A 17,370-nucleotide genomic window follows, 5' to 3' on the forward strand; every position below is an offset into this window, starting at 1 on the left:
AGGTGCCTATATTCAGTCGCAGCGGCGGCAGCCGGGGCCGTCGATGCGGCTGCGGCCGCCCTGTTCGGGGGTAATGCGGATTTGTGTCGGGATGCGTTCGGTCAGCGCGGCGATGTGCGAGATGACGCCGATGTGTTTGCCGTCGGCGCGCAGGGCGCCCAGGGTGTCGAGCGCGCTGTCCAGGGTTTCTTCGTCGAGGGTGCCGAAGCCTTCGTCGAGGAAGAGGGTGTCGATGCGGATGTTTTCGCCCGCCATTTGCGCGAGGCCGAGGGCGAGGGCAAGGCTGACCAGGAAGGTTTCGCCGCCGGAGAGGTTTTTGGTGGTGCGGGTTGCGCCGCCCTGGTAGTTGTCGATGATATCGAGTTCGAGCGGGCGCGCGGGGTCGTGGGTGAGCAGGTAGCGATCGTTCATGCGTGCCAGTTGGCGGTTGGCGTGGGCGATGACGGCGGCGAAGGTGAGGCCTTGCGCGAAGTTGCGGTATTTCTTGCCGTCGGATGAGCCGATGAGGTCGTGCAGTGCCTGCCAGCGGCGGGTTTCAGTTTGCTGGGTGGCGATGGCGGCCTGTTTGTCGCGCAGGGCGGCGCGGGCTTTTTCGTTCTCGGCGAGGCGGTAGGCGGCTGCGGCGATGGTCTGGTTGCAGGTTTGCCAGGCGGCGGCGAGGGCGGCCTGTTTGTCGCGTAGGGCGGTTTCGTCTTCGCCGGGTGGTGTCCGGGCGAGGGCGGTGTCGAGGCGGGCGGCGCAGTCGTGCAGGCGGGTGTGGTTGTCCTGTTGGCGGCGGTCGAGACCGGCGGCTTGCGCGGCGAGGCGTTCGCGCTCGGCGGCGGGTAGGCGGGCGGCGAGGTAGGCGGTTTCGGCGGGGCTAAGGTCGGTGATATGGGTCTCGCTGCGCGAGATACCCTCACCCCAACCCTCTCCCGCAAGCGGGAGAGGGGATTTTTCTGTGCGGGTTTCGCTTGCTGTGGCGTCGGCGACTTCTGTTGGGTGGGTTGAAGTCCACTCTGCGCTTTGGGCGGTTGCTTCGGTGATTCCCGCCGCTTCGCCGTCTTTTTGGAATTGGGCGGCGGCAGCGGTGATGGCGGCGCTGTTTGCGGCGAGGCGTTCGCGCAGGGTGTGGAGGCGGGTTTCGCTGTCGCGCAGGGTGTCGTGTGCCTGCCGGCGGTCGTTTTCGGCGCGTTCGTGGTCGCGCTCGCTGCGGCTGATGGTCTGTTGCGCGGCGCGGTCTTCGGCGTCGGGGTCGCGTTCGCCGTAGCGGGCACGGCGTTCGTTTTGGGTGGTTTGGCAAGCGGTGAGGGCTGCGTTGTAAGCGGTAGCCGCCTGCTCGTGGGTGTTTTCGCAGGCGGTGAGGGTGGCTTGGGCGGCGGCGAGGGCGGCGGCGGTATTGTTGTGTTGTTGCTGGATGGTTTGCTGGTGTTGTTCGCGGGTTTGCCGGTCATGCAGGCGCTGGCGCAGGGCGGCGAGGATGGCGGCGGGGTTGTCGGGGATGTGTGTGTTGGCGGGGTTTGGGGCGGTGTCGGCGGGGTTGGTTTGGTGGGCTGCAGCCCGTCCTGTGTTTTCGCCGCTGGCGGCGGGGTAATAGGGCGCGAGTTGGCGGGCGAGGGCAGCGCGGGCGACAGCGAGGGCGGCGCCGTGTTGTTCGTTTTGCCGGCGGGCGGCGGCGAGGTTGGCGCGGCTGTTGGCGTGGTTTTGCGCGGCGAGGTCGCGGTTGTGCGCGGCAGCAGTGGCGTTTTGCGCGGCGGCCCGGGCAGCGCTGGCGGCGTTGTGTTCTTCGTTTTCGCAGGTTTCTGCCTCGGTGATGTAGCGGTTGAGCGCGTCGTATTGGGCGCGGAGGCTGTCCGGTTGCGGGGTATGGCCGTGGGTGTAGGGGTGTTCGGTCGCGCCGCACAGCGGGCAGGGTTCGCCGTCGTGCAGTTGGGCGCGTCGGGTGGCGAGGTCGGCGCTGGTTTGCGCGGCGGCGAGTTGGGCGGCGAGCCGGTCTTTGTCGGCGCGGTAGTCGCGCAGGCTGCGTCCGGCGAGGTGTTGCGCGAGGCGTTGTTTGGCGCGGTCGTGGGCAGCGGCGAGGCTGGCGGCGTGGGCGGCGGTTTTTTGGCAGGCGGCTTCGGCGGCGGCGAGGGCGCGTTCGTTTTCTTGGTGTCGGGCGAGGGTGGCGCGGGTATGGGCAACGGTTTCGTCGTTTTGTTTTTGTTGGGCGGCGAGGTCCTCAACGCGCAGGGTGATGGTGTCGAGGTCGCGAGCGAGGGCGGCGTCGGCTGCGTGAATGTCAAGCCAGGCGGCGCTGGCGGTGAGCTGCCGGGTTTCGTCGTCGTGCTGTTGTTGCAGGGCGCGGTGGCGGGCGGTGGCGGCGGCGAGGGCGTTGTCGGCGGCGGCGAGGTGCTGTGCGTGTTCGCGCAGGGTGTGTTGCTGGTCGGCGAGGCGCTGGTCGTAGGCGCGCATGTTCTGCCAGTGTGGCTGGTTGGCGTCGTGTTGTTGTCTCGCGGCGGCGAGGGCGGCGCGGGCGTCGGCAAGCGCGGCTTCGGCGGCGGCCAGCGCGTTTTGTTGTCCGGGCAGGTCGGTTTCGAGGGCGGCGCGGGCGCGTTCGTCGTCGTTTTGTTGCTGGCGCAGGGTGGTGAGGCGGGTGTAGGCGGCGTCCAGCATAGCGGCGCGGTTGGCGCGGGTGAGGCGGGCGCGTGCGGGGGCGAAGGCGGCGGCTTCTTGTTCGAGCTGGGCGGCTGCTGCGCGCAGGGTGCCGTGTTCGGCGCGCAGGCGGGCGATGTCGGCCAGCCGGGTGAGGGCGGCGGCGGTTTGTTGTTGGGCGGCGGCGAGGGCGGCGGTTTCTTGTTCGGCGGTGTTTTTTTCGGCTTCGAGTCCGGCGGTTTCTTCTGCCGTCAGAAGGGTGATGCCGGCGGTTTCGGCGTGCAGGGCGCTCAGGGTGTCGCGCGCGGCTTTGTAGCGCTCGTGGGCGCGGATGGAGAGTTGGCTGTAAATGGCGGTGCCGGTGATTTGTTCGAGCAGCGGCGCGCGTTCGTCCGGCGTGGCTTGCAGGTAGGCGGCAAATTCGCCCTGGGCGAGGAGCATGGCGCGGGTGAAGCGGGCGTAGTCCATGCCGGTGAGTGCTTCGATGGCGGCGGCGGTGGTTTTGAGGCTGGCGGCGAGGAGTTGGCCGCTTGCGGCGTCGGCGATTTCGTGTTTGGGGTTTTGCAGTTCGCCGTCGGCGCGGCGGCGGGCGCGGCGCTGGCTCCAATGGCAGCGGTAGCGTTTGCCGCGCACGGCGATGGTAACTTCGGCAAAGCAGGTGCCGGTGTAGCGGCTCATGATGTCGTTCGTGCTTTTGTTGATGCGGGGAAGGCGCGGGGTGCGGCCGTAGAGGGCGAGGCAGATGGCATCAAGGAGGGTGGTTTTGCCCGCACCGGTCGGGCCGGTGATGGCGTAGAGGTTGTCGGCGCGGTAGGCGGGGGCGGTGAGGTCGATTTCCCAGGTGCCGACGAGGGAGTTGAGGTTGTGCAGGCGGATGTGTTCGATGCGCATGGCTGGTTTTGTTTTTGTCCGGTGTTGTCGTCTGGCGGGTGTGCCGCAAAAACCCCGCTCGCGGCGGGGTTCTCTGCCAGATGCTTCAACTGCTGATGACGGTGCCGAAAATCTTGTCGCCCGCGTCGCCGAGGCCGGGGATGATGTAGCCGTGTTCGTTCAGGTGATCATCCAGCGCGGCGGCGAAAATCTGCACGTCGGGATGGCGCGCGTTCACCAGCCGCACCCCTTCCGGCGCGGCGACCAGCACCAGCGCCTGGATGTCCTTGCAGCCCTTGCTTTTCAGCAGGTCGATCGTCGCCGCCAGCGAGCCGCCGGTGGCCAGCATCGGGTCGATGATCCAGGCGGGGCGCTCGTTCATGCGGCTGGTGAATTTCTCGAAGTACGGCACCGGTTGCAGCGTTTCCTCGTCGCGTTGCAGGCCGACCACGCTGATTTTCGCCGTCGGAATCAAATCGAGCACGCCGTCAAGCATGCCCAGTCCCGCACGCAGAATCGGCACCACCGTCAGCGTCTTGCCCGCGATGCGCCGCCCCGTCACCTCGCCGCACCAGCCCTGCAACACGTATTCCTCGCTCGGCAGCTCGCGGCTGGCTTCATAGGCCATCAGCCGTGCCAGTTCGCGCGTCAGCGTGCGGAAGCGGTACGTGCTGCAATCCACCTCGCGCATCAGCGACAATTTGTGCGCCACCAGCGGATGATCGATCACCGTCAGATTCATAAAACACCTCGGTCATGGGAAAAACGGCGGCATTATAAGCCGCCGCCCCGGCCCCCGCAGCGCCTTGCCCGCCTGCCGGGGGCGCACTATCATGCCGTTTTTCCCATCCGCCCCGACCATGAACCACTGGCACACCCTCGGCATTCCCCCCACCCGCGACGAAGCCGCCATCAAGCGCGCCTATGCGCAACAGCTCAAACAGCATCGCCCCGACCGCGACCCGCAAGGCTTCATCGCCCTGCGCGCCGCCTATGAAGCCGCGCTGGCATACAGCACGGGCGCGGCAGAGATGTCCCGCGCCCCAAGCACGGACGACGCGCCGCAACTCGACCCGCGTCAACTCAGCCGCAGTTGGCGCAAGGCGAAAAGCGACGATGCCCTGCTCGCCCTCTTCAAGGAACAAAGCGGCAAACTGCCGACCATTGACGAACAGCTTGACTACCGCGACATCCTGTCGAGCTGGATTGAGGCGCGCGACCGCCCGCGCCGCTACCCGCAAAGCCTCATCTGGGCCGTGGAAAAGTACCGCCTGCTGCGCGGACTTGACCCCGACGACCCCTTGCGCGACGACTACCTGCGTGCCCTCATCGTTTGCGGCGAACGCGACAAGGCCCTCGCCATCATCGCCACGCGCTACCCGCCTCTCGCTCACTGGCTGCGGCAGCCCTTCCCGATGCAGCTCTTCCTCATCATCCTGGTGGACGACGACCTCGCCAAGCTGCAAAACGAGCTTGACCTCGACGACGACGCCATCCGCGCCGCCTTCCCTGATGCCGTCATCCTGCTGCCGCGTTTCGTCCTGCCGTCATTGGGGCTTGCCGCCGCTGCCGTCCCCGCCCGGTGGCCGGAATGGCAACAAACCGCGCTCGCCCTCGCCATCCTCTGCGCCTACGGCCTGTGGCGCAGTATCCACCTGCGTATCACGCGCGGCGGCGCGGTGCTGCCGTTTGCCGCCCCGGCGCCGATCTATGCGGGCGCGCTCGCCTGCTACACCGTGCTCGGCACCTACGCCCCCGCCGCCTGGCACCTGCCCGTTGCCGCCTGCGGCATCCTCACCGCCGTCCTCGCATACAGCCGCCTCCCCGCCGACGACATCCCCCGCTGCCATTACCTGTACAGCAGCATCACCCTCGGCATCCCGCTCAACCTCACCGCCGGCGACCCCCTGCTTGCCCTCTACTGGCTCATCCCCTGCCTTGCCGACGGCGCGCGCCGCTACCGCGACTACGACCTCACCTTCCTCCGCTTCCTTGCCAACATCGCCTACGCCGCCGCCCTCATCCAGACCACCCGGCAACTGTGGCTGCTGCGCGACAGCCATCCCGCCCCTGCCGCCATCGCCGCCCTCTGCATCCTCGCCGCCGTCTGGCGCAGCCTGCGTGCCATCGACCTGCAACCGCCGCAAGAGAACGACGCATGACCCCCACCATCCGCTTCTACATCCTGCCCGACGGCAGCGGCCTCGAACACCGCCTCGACCTCGTCTGCAAACTCGCGGAAAAAGCGCAGCAGGAAGGCCAAAAAACCCTTATCCTCTGCGCGGATGACAACATGGCGGCGCAACTCGACCACGCCCTGTGGCACTACCGCGCCGACAGCTTCCTGCCGCACTGCCGCAGCGGCGACCCGCTGGCAAGTGAAGCCGCCGCCGTGCTCACCGTGCCGCCGGAACGCGCCGCCGCCTGCGACGTGCTCATCAACCTCAGCAACGAAACCACCCCCGACCTGCCGCGCGGCTGCAACCGCGTCTTTGAAATCGTCAGCCCGCAGGCCGACGTGCTGGCGAGCACCCGCCGCCGCTACGCCGCCTACCGCGAACGCGGCCTTGAACCGCAGACGCACCATTTGCAAAAGCCGCCTGCCGGCGCATAGGCGGGATTTTTTATTTCACCTCCACCAAGAGCGGCAGATGGTCGCTGTCGGCGTGGCTGCTGACGCGGCAGTCGCCGGTGAATGCGCCTTTGAGCAGGGCGTGGTCGAGGGTTTTGTGCGGGTTCCAGCTCGGGAAGGTCGGCGTGTCGTCGCCGAGGCGGCGGTAGCCGTGGCGGGTGAGGATTTGCAGTTGCGGCGCGTCCGGGGTGCAGTTGAAGTCGCCGGCAATCAGTACGTCCGGGTAGGCGGCGAGGCGGTTTCGGATGAAGCGCAGTTGTTTGTGCTGATCGAGCACACCGAGGCTGAGGTGGACATTGGCGACGACCAGTTCGCCGTCATCGCAAGCCACCGCCACCGCCAGCACGCCGCGCCCGGGGATGCGCGAGGGCAGCGGCGCGTTCAGCACTTCGCGCAGCGGGCGCTTGCTGAGGATGAGGTTGCCGTGCAGCGAGAGTTTGCCGAGGCGGCGGTTCACCTGTTCGGCGTGGTAGGCGAGGCCGGTCAGCCCGCGCAGTTGTTCGACGTGGTTCTTGAAGCCGTTGCGCAGCCCGCCGAGGTCGATTTCTTGCAGGCAGACGAGGTCGAAATCGCGGATGTAGGCGGCGATGCGCGCCAGCGTCTTGCGCTTGGCCGGGCCGGGCAGGAATTGGCGGTGCCATTGGTAGGTGTAGCTGAGGTAGCTGCGGGCGTTGATGGCGGCCTGGATGTTGTAGCTGAGGATGCGCATGACCAATAAGACTGGGGGGATGCGGCCATTATAGCGGCTATACTTGCCGCTTCTTTTTCACCGCGAGGCGCTTATGCACTGGCTCGAACTGTTTTTCCTCTGCCACTTCATCCTGACGGTCATCATCGCCCTGCGCGTGATTTACGCGCGCCGTTCCAGCAGCGCGGCGCTGGCCTGGCTGGCGGTGCTGTTCGCCTTCCCGTATTTCGGCGTGCTGCTCTACCTGCTGATTGGCGAACCGAAGCTGGGGCGGGCGCGCGCCAAGCGGCAGGCGGAACTGCACGCCTTCCACGAAGCCTTTGCCGACCGCTTCCTGCCGCCGCAGAGTGTGCCGCTGTGCGAAACGCGTTTCCGCCAGATTGCCCGCCTGGTCGAGGTGGACGCGGGTTATGGCGCGACCGGCGGCAACAGCAGCCGCCTCCTCGCCGACACCGACGCCATCCTGCAATCCTTCATCGCCGACATCGACGCCGCGCAGCACTGCTGCCTGCTCGAATTCTATATCGTCGAAGGCAGCGGGCGCATCGCAGGCGTGTTGCAGGCGCTGATGCGGGCGGCAGCGCGCGGCGTGCGCTGCCAGCTGCTTGCTGACGCGCTCGGCAGCCAGAACTTCTGGCGTTCATCCTGGCCGGGCAGACTGCGCGCGGCGGGAGTCGAACTGACCGAAGCCCTGCCCTTCAGCCTGTGGCATGCGCCGTGGGTGCGCGGCGACTTGCGCAACCACCGCAAAATCCTCGTCGTGGACTACCGCATCGCCTACACCGGCAGCTACAACCTCGTCGATCCGCGCCTTTTCAAGCAAAACGCGGGCGTGGGCGAATGGGTCGATGCCGTCATGCGCTGCGAAGGCGCGGTGGCGCAGGAACTGGCAGCCGTGTTCTACGGCGATTGGGCGGTTGAGAACGACCACAACCTGAGCGCCACCCTCGACCGCCTGAACCGCTACGCCAATGAAATGCCCGACCGCGCCCGGCCTGCCGCGAGCGGCGGCGCGCTGCTGCAAGTCATCCCCTCGCATCCGGGCAGCGACACCGCGCTGGTGTACGATGTGCTGGTCAACGCGCTCAACGTCGCGCAGGAAAGCATCATCATCAGCACGCCGTATTTCGTGCCGGACGAAGCGCTCTTGAACACCATCATCATCGCCGCCCGCCGGGGCGTGGCTGTGACGCTGATCGTGCCGCGCCGCGTCGATTCGCGCCTGGTGCGCTACGCCAGCCGCGCCTACTACCGCCCGCTCCTGGACGCAGGCGTCTGCCTGAAAACCTTCGATGCGGGCCTTTTGCACACCAAAGCCGTGGTGATTGACGACCGCTTCGCCCTCTTCGGCACGGTCAACATGGACATGCGCAGCTTCTACCTCAACCTCGAAGTCAGCCTCGCGCTGTACACCCCGGACACCGTTGCCGCCATCCGCGCCCTGCTCGACGGCTACTTGCAACAAAGCGAAGCGGTCGAGCTGAAAAAATGGGAACAGCGCCGCCGCCTGCAACGCTTCATCGAACGCTGCGCAAGATTGGTGAGCCCGTTGTTGTAAAACAAAAAAGCGTGGGACATCCCACGCTTATTCATTACCACGGCAAAATCATGCGCCACCAACGTGGATGGCGCTTTTTACTATCCGCCTGCAACGGATAGCGCTTCCAGCGTGCCACCAATTCCTGGGTTTCCAGCCAGATGGTTTCCTTGCCTGTCACCCGCCTTACCGTTTCAATCATGGGGTAACACTGGTCGAAAATCCGGATCAGTTTGTTATAACTGGAACGTTTGATAATCTCTTCGTCATAAGTGCCGCAAAAAATACCCACCGCCAAATATTCATAACGATTCAGAACATAAGCAATACGGCTTTGCTGGATACGCTGTTCTTCTCTAACCTTGAGATTACCCAATTCGCTAAAACGCCCGCTGGCATTTTCACCATTCATGATGCTGCGAATTTCTTGCAATCCTTCGTTCATAAAGCGGTCGTCATTTATAGCACAAACAATATCGGCGGCATTCTTCCGCCGCGTATTGAGCTTGTTTGTTTTAATAATATAAAGCGTCCCCAGAAAAGCTGAGGACGCAGAAATAATAACCTGATAATCTTTAATATATGAAAGCATATACTGCCCAATCAAATAAAATCAAAACCATCTTGCATAAAACACCTCTTTAATTTCAAATTGCCGGTGACAACAATCATCACCAAGCGGACTGTATTGTAACAGAACGCAAAAACAACACCTAACCCCCTAAAAACGCCCGCAAAACCGCCATTCCTTGCCAATTGTCAATCCCCGGCCCAATCGCTACCATAACGGCGAACCACAACCAGCCACAGGAGGAAACATGGCGCTCTATGCCATCGGTGAAGCCCTCATCGATTTCGTTCCCAGCCGCAGCGGCAAACCCGCTGCCGATATGCACTACACCCCCGCCGTCGGCGGTGCGCCGCTCAATGTCGCCGCCGCCTACGCCAAGCTCGGCGGCAAAAGCTACATCCTGAGCCAGGTCGGCGATGACGCTTTCGGTGCGCAAATCGCCGCCACGGCGGAAGCCGCCGGGGTCGATACCCGCTACCTCAAACACAGCCGCGCGGCGAAAACCGCGCTGGCCTTCGTCACCCTCTACGACAGCGGCGAGCGCGAGTTTGCCTTCTACCGCGACCCCTCGGCGGACATGCTCTACGCGCCGGAGAACCTCGCCGACATTACCCCGCAGGCGGGCGACATCCTGCACTACTGCTCGGTCTCGCTCGTTCCCTGTCCGATGCGCGAGGCACACCGCGCCGCCATCGCCAAATTCCGCGCCGCCGGGGCCGCCATCTCCTTCGACATCAACCTGCGCCTGCCGCTGTGGAAAAACCCCGCCGACCTCTACGCCGCCGTGCACGAATTCCTGCCGCTGGCCGACATCATCAAAATCTCCGACGACGAACTCGCCTTCGTCACCGGCGAGAGCGACCCCGCACGCGGCATCCCGCAACTCTTCCGGGGGCACGTCAAATTCGTCGCCTATACCTGCGGCGCAAACGGCGCGGCCATCTACGACAAAAACGGCGAACGCGGGCGGACGGAGGCCTACCGCGTCAACGCCGTGGACGCCACCGGCGCGGGCGACGCCTTCATCGGCGGCCTGCTGGTGGCAAGCGATTTCTTCGGCCTTGTCGCACGCGGTGATCTCGCCGCAGAACGGATTCAGGCGCTGCTCGACCATGCCGCCAAAGTCGGCGCCATCACCACCCTCGGGCGCGGCGCCATCGACAGCATGCCCGACCTCGAACGCCTGCATGCCTTCCGCGCGGAGAAGCACGCGTGAACCTGCCCGCCGCCCTGCGCGACTTCCTCAATGCCAAAATTGCGCCGGATGACAATCTCTGCGGCAGCCTGCCGCTGGACTACGCCGATGCTGACGCGCTTGACGCTTTCCAGGACGGCTACAAGGACGACGAACGCGACGGCACGGCGGGCTACCTGAAAACCAGCCAATACGTCATCTGCACCAACGACTTCGCCGACCTGTTCATCATCGACCTCGACGAAGCGGCGGCGGGCTACCCCGTCGCCTTCGCCTACCACGGCCAGGGCAGCTGGCAACCCTTCCGTCGCCGCCGGCCTCGCCGCCTTTACCGACACCCTGCGCCACCTCGCCGCTTGCAGGGACGACCTGGCACAAGCCGCTGCCTATATCGAACAGCACTGCGCAGCGGACAACCCATACTGGCAGGAAGTCTGCACCGAACTGCGCGAAGCCGCAGAAACCGCCACAGAAAAAGAAGACGAGCCGCCCTGTGACCCCTACGACTGGGAACGCGGCAGCCTCGTCATCACCACCATCGGTTCCAACCCCACCGCCGTGCGGCAATGGCTGGCGCACTACCTGAACCTCAGCTCGGCGGCAGCGCTTGCCCTCAGCCGCGAAGCAGAAATCACCTGCGACGACAACATCGCCCGCAAATTTGCCGCCCCGCTACTGGCTGCTTTGCAAAAACGCGGCGCCACCGCCGTCTTCCGCCCCCACCACCCACCATCAGGAGAACCTTCCCATGAATGAATACCGTGCGACCGCCGAGGCCATCATCGCCGCCGTCGGCGGCAAAGCCAATATCGCCGCCGCCACCCACTGCGCCACCCGCCTGCGCATGGTGCTCAAAGACGAAAGCAAAATCGACAAGGCCGCCATTAACGCTATCCCGCTTGCCAAAGGCAACTTCCTCACCGCCGGACAATTCCAAATCATCCTCGGCACCGGCACTGTGAACAAAGTCACCGCCGAACTGCTTGACATCACCGGCGTCAAACAAGTCAGCACCCAGGAAGCCAAAGACCTCGGCGCTGCCAAAGGCAACCTGCTGCAACGCTTCGTCAAAACCCTGTCGGACATCTTCGTCCCCATCATCCCCGCCATCGTCGCCGGCGGTTTGCTAATGGGCCTTAACAACGTATTGACCGCACACGACCTCATCATCAAAGGCAAAACCCTGATTGAGGCCTACCCGCAATGGGCAGGGCTGGCGGAAATGATCAACACCTTCGCCAACGCCCCCTTCGTCTTCCTGCCCATCCTCATCGCCTTCTCGGCAACACGCATCTTCGGCGGCAACCCCTTCCTTGGCGCCGTCCTCGGCATGATCATGGTGCACCCCGACCTCACCAACAACTACGCACTGGCCAAAGCCATCGAAGAAGGCACCCTGCAACACTGGAACATCCTCGGCTACGACATCGCCCGCGTCGGCTACCAGGGCACCGTGCTGCCCATCCTCGTCTCAAGCTGGATACTCGCCAAACTCGAAACCAGCCTGCGCCGCATCATCCCCGCCAGCGTTGACCTGCTGCTCACTCCGCTGCTCGCCATCTTCATCACCGCACTGCTCACCTTCACCGTCGTTGGCCCGTTCACCCGCGACGCCGGTGTTGCCTTCACCGACGCCGTGCAATGGCTGTACAACACCGCCGGTGTCATCGGCGGGGCCGTCCTCGGTGCCCTCTACGCGCCCGTGGTCATCACCGGCATGCACAACAGCTTTATCCCGGTCGAAACCCAGCTCATCGCCGACATCGCCAAAACCGGCGGCACCTTCATCTTCCCCATCGCAGCGATGAACAACATCTCACAAGGCGCAGCCGCCTTCGGCGCCCTCTTCTCCACCAAAGACGCCAAACTCAAAGGCGTCGCCTCGGCATCAGGCATCTCTGCCGTGCTCGGCATCACCGAACCGGCCATGTTCGGCGTCAACCTGCGCCTGCGTTACCCCTTCTACGCCGCCCTTATCGGCACCGCCTGCGCCGCCGCGTACATCACCCTCTACCACACCAAAGCCGTCGCCCTCGGCGCAGCGGGCATCCCCGGCATCATCTCCATCGGTGCGCAATACCTCACGCCGTACATCATCGGCATGGCGATTGCCTTCGCCATCACCTTCAGCCTCACACTTGCCTTCTCACGCAGCTGCTACAACCCGGAACGGCAAACCGCCCCGGCAGCCGCTACAAACGCGCCTGAAACCCAAGAACCCCCTCGCCCGCTTGCGGGAGAGGGGGTAGGGGGTGAGGGCAAACAAACCCAAACCGACCCCATCCCCGCCGAATGGGTCATGCCACTGACGGGCGACATCCTCGCCGCCAGCGACATCCCCGACCCGGCCTTTGCCGCCGGCGCACTGGGAAAGAAGGCGAACGTGTCAGCGCCGGCCAACCCATCCTGCAAGTGGATCTGGACGCCATCCGCGACAAAGTGCCGAGCCTCATCACCCCCATCATCTTCACCGCTTACGACGACGGCGAAACCGTCACCATCGCAGACGGCAGGCCGCATATCACGAAAGCCTGATACCCATCCCCAAAAATCATCTGGCTGTGTTGGCGAGCCTCCCGCCTTGCCGGCTTGATTTCCGGAATTGGTATGACACGCGCCCACGCAAAACGCCCCGCAAGGGGCGTTTTTTATGGTCATTGCATGGGGTGACGGTTGCGGACTACCCCGCCCGTTTCCCCGCCTGCCGCAGGGCGCGCAGCCCCAGCATGAGGAAGAAACCCGCCGCCTGGCAGAGGACGATACTGGCGCCGGTTGAGGCGTCCCAGTGGAAGCTGATGAGGACGCCCGCGATGTTGGCGGCGACGGACAGCAGCACCGCGACGGCGAGGGTGTGGTGGAAGCGTGCGGTAACGAGTTGCGCGCTGACGCCGGGGGCAATCAGCATGGCGACGACGAGGACAACGCCGACCGCCTGCATCGCGCCGATGGCGGTCAGGGTCAGCATGATGAGCAGGCTGGTGTGCAGGAGCGGCACGGAAAGGCCGGCGAGGCGCGCTTGCGCTTCATCAAAGACGAACAGCATGTAGTCGCGCCATTTGACGGCAAGGATGGCAAGCACCAGGGCGCTGATGATGATGACCTGCCAGCGTTGCCCCGCTTCCATGCCGAGCAGGTTGCCGAAGAGGATGTGGGTGAGGTGCTGGTCGCTGTCGCTGCGCTGGAAGAGGAGGATGCCGGCGGCGAAGAGGGTCGAAAAGACGATGCCGAGCAGGGTGTCGCTTTGCAGGGTGCTGCGCCGTTCAAGCCAGCCGGTGGCGAGGGTGCAGGCAAGTCCGGCGGCGAAGGCACCGAGGATGAGCGGCAGGCCGAGGACGGCGGCGATGACGATGCCGGGCAGGATGGCGTGCGAGATGGCATCCCCCATCAGCGCCCAGCCTTTGAGGACGATGTAGCAGGAGAGCAGCGCGCAGGTAATGCCGAGCAGCAGGGCGATGGCGAGCGCCTGTTGCATGAAGGGATATTGCAGGGCGTCGGTGAGGATGTTCATGGGCGGTGGCTGTGGTGCAGGGCGGCGAGGTGTTGCAGGCGGCGGAAGGTGAAGACGGCGAGGAAGAGGCCGCCTTGCAGGACGACGACGACGGCACCGGTGTTGCCGTTCATGAAGTAGCTGAGGTAGGTGCCGAGGACGGCGGTCGTGGTGCCGATGATGAAGGCGGTAACGAGGACGCGGCCGAAGCTGTGGCAGAGCAGGTAGGCGGTGGCTCCGGGGGCGATGAGCAGGGCGATGACGAGGATGGCGCCGACGGTTTGCAGGGCGGCGACGACGGCGGCGCTGACGAGGAGGAAGAAGAGCCAGCGCAGGCGGTTGACGGCAAGACCCGCCGTCACGGCCTGGATGTCGTCGAAGAAGAGCAGCATGAGGTCGCGCCATTTGCAGGCAAGGATGATGAGCGAGACGGCACAGATGGCGAGCATTTGCCACAGGTCGTGGTCGTCGATGCCGAGGATGTTGCCGTAGATGACGGCTTGCAGGTTCACCGCCGTCGGGTAGAGCGAGATGATGAAGAGCCCGGCGGCGAAGAAGAGGGTGAAAACGAAGCCGATGATGGCGTCCTGGCGCAGCATGGGCAGGCGTTTCAGCAGGAGCATGGCGGCGGCGGCGAGGATGCCGGTGGTGAAGGCACCGAGGGCGTAGGGCAGCCGCCACAGGTAGGCGAGCGCGACGCCGGGGACGACGGCATGGGAGAGGGCGTCGCCGATGAGCGACCAGCCTTTGAGCATGAGATAGACGGAGAGCAGGGCGCAGACGCCGCCAACCGCCGCGCTGCTGAGCAGCGCTTTGAGCATGAAATCGTAGGCGAGCGGTTCGAGCAGGGCGTTCATGGGCGGCTGCTCCGGTCATCCACAAAGACGGCGGGGTGCTCGTCGTCGCTGACGATGCGCACTTGCGGGGCGACGTCGCCGAGGCCGATGTTTTTCAGGACGCTGCCGAAGGCGCGTTCGAGGTTGTCAACGGTGTAAATTTCGTCGATGCCGCCGTGGGCGATGATGCTGCGGTTGAGGAGGACGACTTCGTTGCAGTATTGCGGCACGGCACCAAGGTTGTGGGTGGAGACGAGCATCAGGTAGCCCTCGCCGCGCAGGGTTTTCAGGAGTTCCATCACCGCGAATTCGGTGTTGGCGTCCACGCCGGTAAAGGGTTCGTCCAGGAGGATGATGCGGCTTTCCTGGGCGAGCGCGCGGGCGAGGAAGACACGCTTTTTCTGCCCGCCGGAGAGCGCGCCGATTTGCCGCCCGGCCAGATCGGCGATGCCGAGGCGGTCGAGTGCGGCGGCGACGGCGGCATGATCCTGCGGCCGGGCACGGCGCAGGAAGCCCATGTGGCCGTAGCGCCCCAGCATCACCACGTCTTTGACGAGTATGGGAAAGTGCCAGTCGATGTTTTCGCTTTGCGGCACGTAGGCGATGCCGTTTTGCCGCATCGCCCGAGCGACGGGCAGGCCGTTGACCCGCACCGTGCCGCTTTGCGGGCGGACGATGCCCATGATGGTGTTGAACAGCGTCGATTTGCCGGAACCGTTCACCCCGACCAGGGCGCACACCGTGCTGCCCGCGAGGGTGAAGCTGACGTTTTCGATGGCGCGGTGGCCGTTCGGATAGGTAACGCTGACGTTTTCTACTGCCAGCGAGGTCGCGTCAGGGTTGGAAGCCATGGATGACGGTATCCGTGGTGACTTTGAGCAGGTCGAGGTAGGTCGGCACCGGGCCGTCGGCGGTGGAGAGGGAATCCACATAAAGCACGCCGCCGTATTTCGCCCCGCTTTCTTTCGCGACCTGTTTCGCGGGTTTGTCGGAAATGGTGCTTTCGCTGAAGACCACCGGAATTTTGTTAGCGCGGACGGTTTCAATCAGGGCGCTGACCTGTTGCGGTGTGCCCTGCTGTTCGGCGTTAATCGGCCACAGGTAGGCTTCCTTGAAGCCGAGGTCTCTGGCGAGGTAGCTGAACGCGCCTTCGCTCGACACCAGCCAGCGTTGTTCCGCCGGGATTTTTTCGACTTCCGCTTTCAGTTTGGCATCCATTGCATCCAGTTTCGCAAGATAGGCAGCGGCGTTTTTGTGGTAGTTGTCAGCATGAGCGGGATCGTGCTTGGCGAGCGCCTTTTCGATGTTTTGCACATAGATTTTGGCGTTGGCGACCGACATCCAGGCGTGCGGGTTTGGCTTGCCGTCATAATCGCCACCGTGAATGGACATCGGCTCGATGCCTTCGGTTACCACTACGGACGGCACACCTTTGACGTTGGCAAAGAAGCGCTCAAACCAGCGTTCCAGATTGAGCCCGTTCCAGAGAATCAAGTCCGCCTGCTGCGCCTTGACCAAATCCTGCGGCGTCGGTTCATAATCGTGAATTTCCGCGCCCGGCTTGGTGATGGACAGCACCTGCGCATCATTGCCCGCGACTTCTTGCGCCATATCGGCGATAACGGTGAAGGTGGTGACCACGGTGAACGGCTTGTCGGCAGCAAAAAGTGGTGCGCAGAAGGCGCAAAACAACAGGAAAAACAGTTTTTTCATGATAAGCCTCATAAAGATTGTGTGGAAATATGGGTATTTACCCGCGCGTTACGATACGCCGTCGCTTATAGCTTGTAAATAGGAAACTCTCGCATTTGTAATGTTTGTCATCATACCGACGCCGCCAGATTATCCGCAAAGGCCGCAGCGGGTTCAAGAATGTCGCCGGAATGTCGCAGAGAAGCACAGGGTTGCCCTGCACCACTTTACGGGTTGCCCTGTACTACTTCCCCCGGCAGGCAACCAAACTGTTTCTTGAAGGCCGCGCCGAAATGGCCGGGCGAGCGGTAGCCGGCGGCGGCCATAGCCTGTTGTACCGTGGCACCGTCGTTCAGCAGCCGCAGCGCCGCGTGCAGGCGGTGGCGGCGCAGGCTGGCGGCGATGGTTTCCCCCGTCTGCGCCTTGTAGTAGCGCTTCAAATAGCATTCGTTCAGGCCGACGCGACGGGCGAGAGCCGCAATGGTCAGCGGTTGCCGGTATTCGGCGCGGATGATGTCGGCGGCCTCGTCAATGCGGGCGCGGTGGCTGCGGGGGTTCCGGCAGCCAAGGTTAAAACGCAGCAGCCGCGCGGTCAGTTCCAGCGCCGCCGCTTCCAGGGTTAAACGCCCGAGGCTGTCCGGTAGCGGCGGCCGTTGCAGCAGCGGCCGGGCGAGGGCGACCAGTCCGGCCACCCGCGTACTCAACCGTTCGTGGACGAAACCGGAAGCGGAGAAACGCCGTTCCAGCAGCCCCTCTTCCTGCCAGCGGCGCAGCTGTTCCGGGCTGAAATCGAGATGGAGGGCGGCGAGGCCGTCGCCGTCCGCCCGCAGGTTTTCCCGCACATCGGTCAGCGCGCCGCGCACCAGCCACAGTTCCCCCGCCGTCGGGCAATATGCGCGGCCATTGTCCAGCCGCAGCCGGTTGCCGCCGGCCAGCAGCAGGAAGAAGGCGCAGTGGTGCTGCATGCGGCGCAGGGTGGTGGGGAAGCTACCCGCCCCCCGGCCGGTCAGGCGGGACAGGGTCAGGCCGCTGCCGAAGCAGTGCACGCTGATGTCCAGCTGCCAGCGGGGCACGCGGGCGGCGGCGTGCAGCTGGCCGGCGGCGGCATGGTGCAACTGCCAGCCGGAGGCGGGCGTTTGCAGGTAGTCGTAGTAATGCTGATAGGCGCTCATGGGACGGCATTGTACCCAAACGGGAATATTTCTCACCCGGGCGGGAATTAGCGCGGGGCAGCGCTTCCCGCACCGCCGCC

General features: G+C 64.6%; 16 protein-coding genes and 1 pseudogene. 8 read left to right on the forward strand and 9 right to left on the reverse strand.

Annotated elements, in window-relative coordinates:
• Positions 1-12: 12 nt before the first annotated feature.
• Together Q0562_RS05225 and upp are read right to left on the reverse strand one after the other, a co-directional pair.
• The gene (locus Q0562_RS05225; RefSeq protein WP_298642029.1) at positions 13-3,501 is read right to left on the reverse strand and encodes an AAA family ATPase; all 3,489 of its coding nucleotides are present in this window, start codon (positions 3,499-3,501) and stop codon (positions 13-15) included.
• Between the two features lie 85 nt (positions 3,502-3,586).
• The gene (upp, locus tag Q0562_RS05230) at positions 3,587-4,222 is read right to left on the reverse strand and encodes a uracil phosphoribosyltransferase (protein WP_298642030.1); all 636 of its coding nucleotides are present in this window, start codon (positions 4,220-4,222) and stop codon (positions 3,587-3,589) included.
• Between the two features lie 118 nt (positions 4,223-4,340).
• On the opposite strand from upp, the gene Q0562_RS05235 reads away from it, so the two are divergent.
• Together Q0562_RS05235 and Q0562_RS05240 are read left to right on the forward strand one after the other, a co-directional pair.
• The gene (locus tag Q0562_RS05235; protein WP_298642033.1) at positions 4,341-5,642 is read left to right on the forward strand and encodes a J domain-containing protein; all 1,302 of its coding nucleotides are present in this window, start codon (positions 4,341-4,343) and stop codon (positions 5,640-5,642) included.
• Entirely contained in the window at positions 5,639-6,094 is a 456-nt protein-coding gene (locus Q0562_RS05240; RefSeq protein WP_298642036.1) for a DNA polymerase III subunit chi, read from the forward strand. Before Q0562_RS05235 ends, Q0562_RS05240 begins: the two co-directional genes overlap by 4 nt.
• A 10-nt stretch (positions 6,095-6,104) precedes the next feature.
• Here Q0562_RS05240 and Q0562_RS05245 read toward each other — a convergent pair whose 3' ends face one another.
• Positions 6,105-6,821: an endonuclease/exonuclease/phosphatase family protein gene (locus Q0562_RS05245; RefSeq protein WP_298642039.1), complete on the reverse strand. Its 717-nt coding sequence runs from the start codon at positions 6,819-6,821 to the stop codon at positions 6,105-6,107.
• Between the two features lie 73 nt (positions 6,822-6,894).
• On the opposite strand from Q0562_RS05245, the gene cls reads away from it, so the two are divergent.
• Positions 6,895-8,358 (forward strand): cardiolipin synthase, encoded by a 1,464-nt coding sequence (gene cls / locus Q0562_RS05250; protein ID WP_298642041.1) that lies wholly within the window; start codon positions 6,895-6,897, stop codon positions 8,356-8,358.
• A gap of 34 nt (positions 8,359-8,392) precedes the next feature.
• Here cls and Q0562_RS05255 read toward each other — a convergent pair whose 3' ends face one another.
• Entirely contained in the window at positions 8,393-8,929 is a 537-nt protein-coding gene (locus Q0562_RS05255) for a DUF4760 domain-containing protein (protein ID WP_298642043.1), read from the reverse strand.
• 226 nt (positions 8,930-9,155) lie between these two features.
• Between Q0562_RS05255 and Q0562_RS05260 the strand changes: the two genes are divergently transcribed.
• The 5 genes and pseudogenes from Q0562_RS05260 to Q0562_RS05280 all read left to right on the forward strand — a co-directional run bounded on the left by Q0562_RS05260 (position 9,156) and on the right by Q0562_RS05280 (position 12,638).
• Positions 9,156-10,124, forward strand: a complete 969-nt coding sequence (locus tag Q0562_RS05260) for a carbohydrate kinase (RefSeq protein WP_298642046.1) — start codon at positions 9,156-9,158, stop codon at positions 10,122-10,124.
• Positions 10,121-10,600, forward strand: a complete 480-nt coding sequence (locus Q0562_RS05265) for a hypothetical protein (RefSeq protein ID WP_298642049.1) — start codon at positions 10,121-10,123, stop codon at positions 10,598-10,600. The genes Q0562_RS05260 and Q0562_RS05265 overlap by 4 nt, the downstream gene beginning before the upstream one ends.
• Positions 10,601-10,661: 61 nt before the next feature.
• Complete coding sequence (locus Q0562_RS05270; protein WP_298642051.1) at positions 10,662-10,859, forward strand: hypothetical protein; 198 nt, start codon at positions 10,662-10,664, stop codon at positions 10,857-10,859.
• Positions 10,852-12,189, forward strand: a pseudogene (locus tag Q0562_RS05275) (sucrose-specific PTS transporter subunit IIBC); the annotation flags it as partial. The gene Q0562_RS05270 and the pseudogene Q0562_RS05275, both read left to right, overlap by 8 nt.
• 206 nt (positions 12,190-12,395) lie before the next feature.
• Positions 12,396-12,638, forward strand: coding sequence for a PTS glucose transporter subunit IIA (locus Q0562_RS05280; protein WP_298642239.1), 243 nt, complete (start codon positions 12,396-12,398; stop codon positions 12,636-12,638).
• Between the two features lie 145 nt (positions 12,639-12,783).
• Here the strand turns inward: Q0562_RS05280 and Q0562_RS05285 are convergent, their stop codons facing one another.
• The 5 genes from Q0562_RS05285 to Q0562_RS05305 all read right to left on the reverse strand — a co-directional run bounded on the left by Q0562_RS05285 (position 12,784) and on the right by Q0562_RS05305 (position 17,290).
• A complete protein-coding gene (locus Q0562_RS05285) occupies positions 12,784-13,611 on the reverse strand; it encodes a metal ABC transporter permease (RefSeq protein ID WP_298642054.1) in 828 nt (275 codons plus the stop codon).
• Positions 13,608-14,447, reverse strand: a complete 840-nt coding sequence (locus Q0562_RS05290) for a metal ABC transporter permease (protein WP_298642057.1) — start codon at positions 14,445-14,447, stop codon at positions 13,608-13,610. Before Q0562_RS05290 ends, Q0562_RS05285 begins: the two co-directional genes overlap by 4 nt.
• Positions 14,444-15,277 (reverse strand): ATP-binding cassette domain-containing protein, encoded by an 834-nt coding sequence (locus Q0562_RS05295; RefSeq protein ID WP_298642060.1) that lies wholly within the window; start codon positions 15,275-15,277, stop codon positions 14,444-14,446. The genes Q0562_RS05290 and Q0562_RS05295 overlap by 4 nt, the downstream gene beginning before the upstream one ends.
• Complete coding sequence (locus Q0562_RS05300) at positions 15,261-16,139, reverse strand: metal ABC transporter substrate-binding protein (RefSeq protein WP_298642062.1); 879 nt, start codon at positions 16,137-16,139, stop codon at positions 15,261-15,263. Before Q0562_RS05300 ends, Q0562_RS05295 begins: the two co-directional genes overlap by 17 nt.
• A 206-nt stretch (positions 16,140-16,345) precedes the next feature.
• Positions 16,346-17,290, reverse strand: coding sequence for an AraC family transcriptional regulator (locus tag Q0562_RS05305; protein WP_298642065.1), 945 nt, complete (start codon positions 17,288-17,290; stop codon positions 16,346-16,348).
• Between the last annotated feature and the right edge of the window lie 80 nt (positions 17,291-17,370).

This window comes from uncultured Cardiobacterium sp., assembly GCF_938028825.1.
GTDB lineage: Bacteria > Pseudomonadota > Gammaproteobacteria > Cardiobacteriales > Cardiobacteriaceae > Cardiobacterium.

Coding starts and splice junctions, on each gene's coding strand:
- Q0562_RS05225 (WP_298642029.1), bottom strand. CDS start 3,501: ATGCGCATCGAACACATCCGCCTGCACAACCTCAACTCCCTCGTCGGC.
- upp (WP_298642030.1), bottom strand. CDS start 4,222: ATGAATCTGACGGTGATCGATCATCCGCTGGTGGCGCACAAATTGTCG.
- Q0562_RS05235 (WP_298642033.1), top strand. CDS start 4,341: ATGAACCACTGGCACACCCTCGGCATTCCCCCCACCCGCGACGAAGCC.
- Q0562_RS05240 (WP_298642036.1), top strand. CDS start 5,639: ATGACCCCCACCATCCGCTTCTACATCCTGCCCGACGGCAGCGGCCTC.
- Q0562_RS05245 (WP_298642039.1), bottom strand. CDS start 6,821: ATGCGCATCCTCAGCTACAACATCCAGGCCGCCATCAACGCCCGCAGC.
- cls (WP_298642041.1), top strand. CDS start 6,895: ATGCACTGGCTCGAACTGTTTTTCCTCTGCCACTTCATCCTGACGGTC.
- Q0562_RS05255 (WP_298642043.1), bottom strand. CDS start 8,929: ATGCTTTCATATATTAAAGATTATCAGGTTATTATTTCTGCGTCCTCA.
- Q0562_RS05260 (WP_298642046.1), top strand. CDS start 9,156: ATGGCGCTCTATGCCATCGGTGAAGCCCTCATCGATTTCGTTCCCAGC.
- Q0562_RS05280 (WP_298642239.1), top strand. CDS start 12,396: ATGGGTCATGCCACTGACGGGCGACATCCTCGCCGCCAGCGACATCCC.
- Q0562_RS05285 (WP_298642054.1), bottom strand. CDS start 13,611: ATGAACATCCTCACCGACGCCCTGCAATATCCCTTCATGCAACAGGCG.
- Q0562_RS05290 (WP_298642057.1), bottom strand. CDS start 14,447: ATGAACGCCCTGCTCGAACCGCTCGCCTACGATTTCATGCTCAAAGCG.
- Q0562_RS05295 (WP_298642060.1), bottom strand. CDS start 15,277: ATGGCTTCCAACCCTGACGCGACCTCGCTGGCAGTAGAAAACGTCAGC.
- Q0562_RS05300 (WP_298642062.1), bottom strand. CDS start 16,139: ATGAAAAAACTGTTTTTCCTGTTGTTTTGCGCCTTCTGCGCACCACTT.
- Q0562_RS05305 (WP_298642065.1), bottom strand. CDS start 17,290: ATGAGCGCCTATCAGCATTACTACGACTACCTGCAAACGCCCGCCTCC.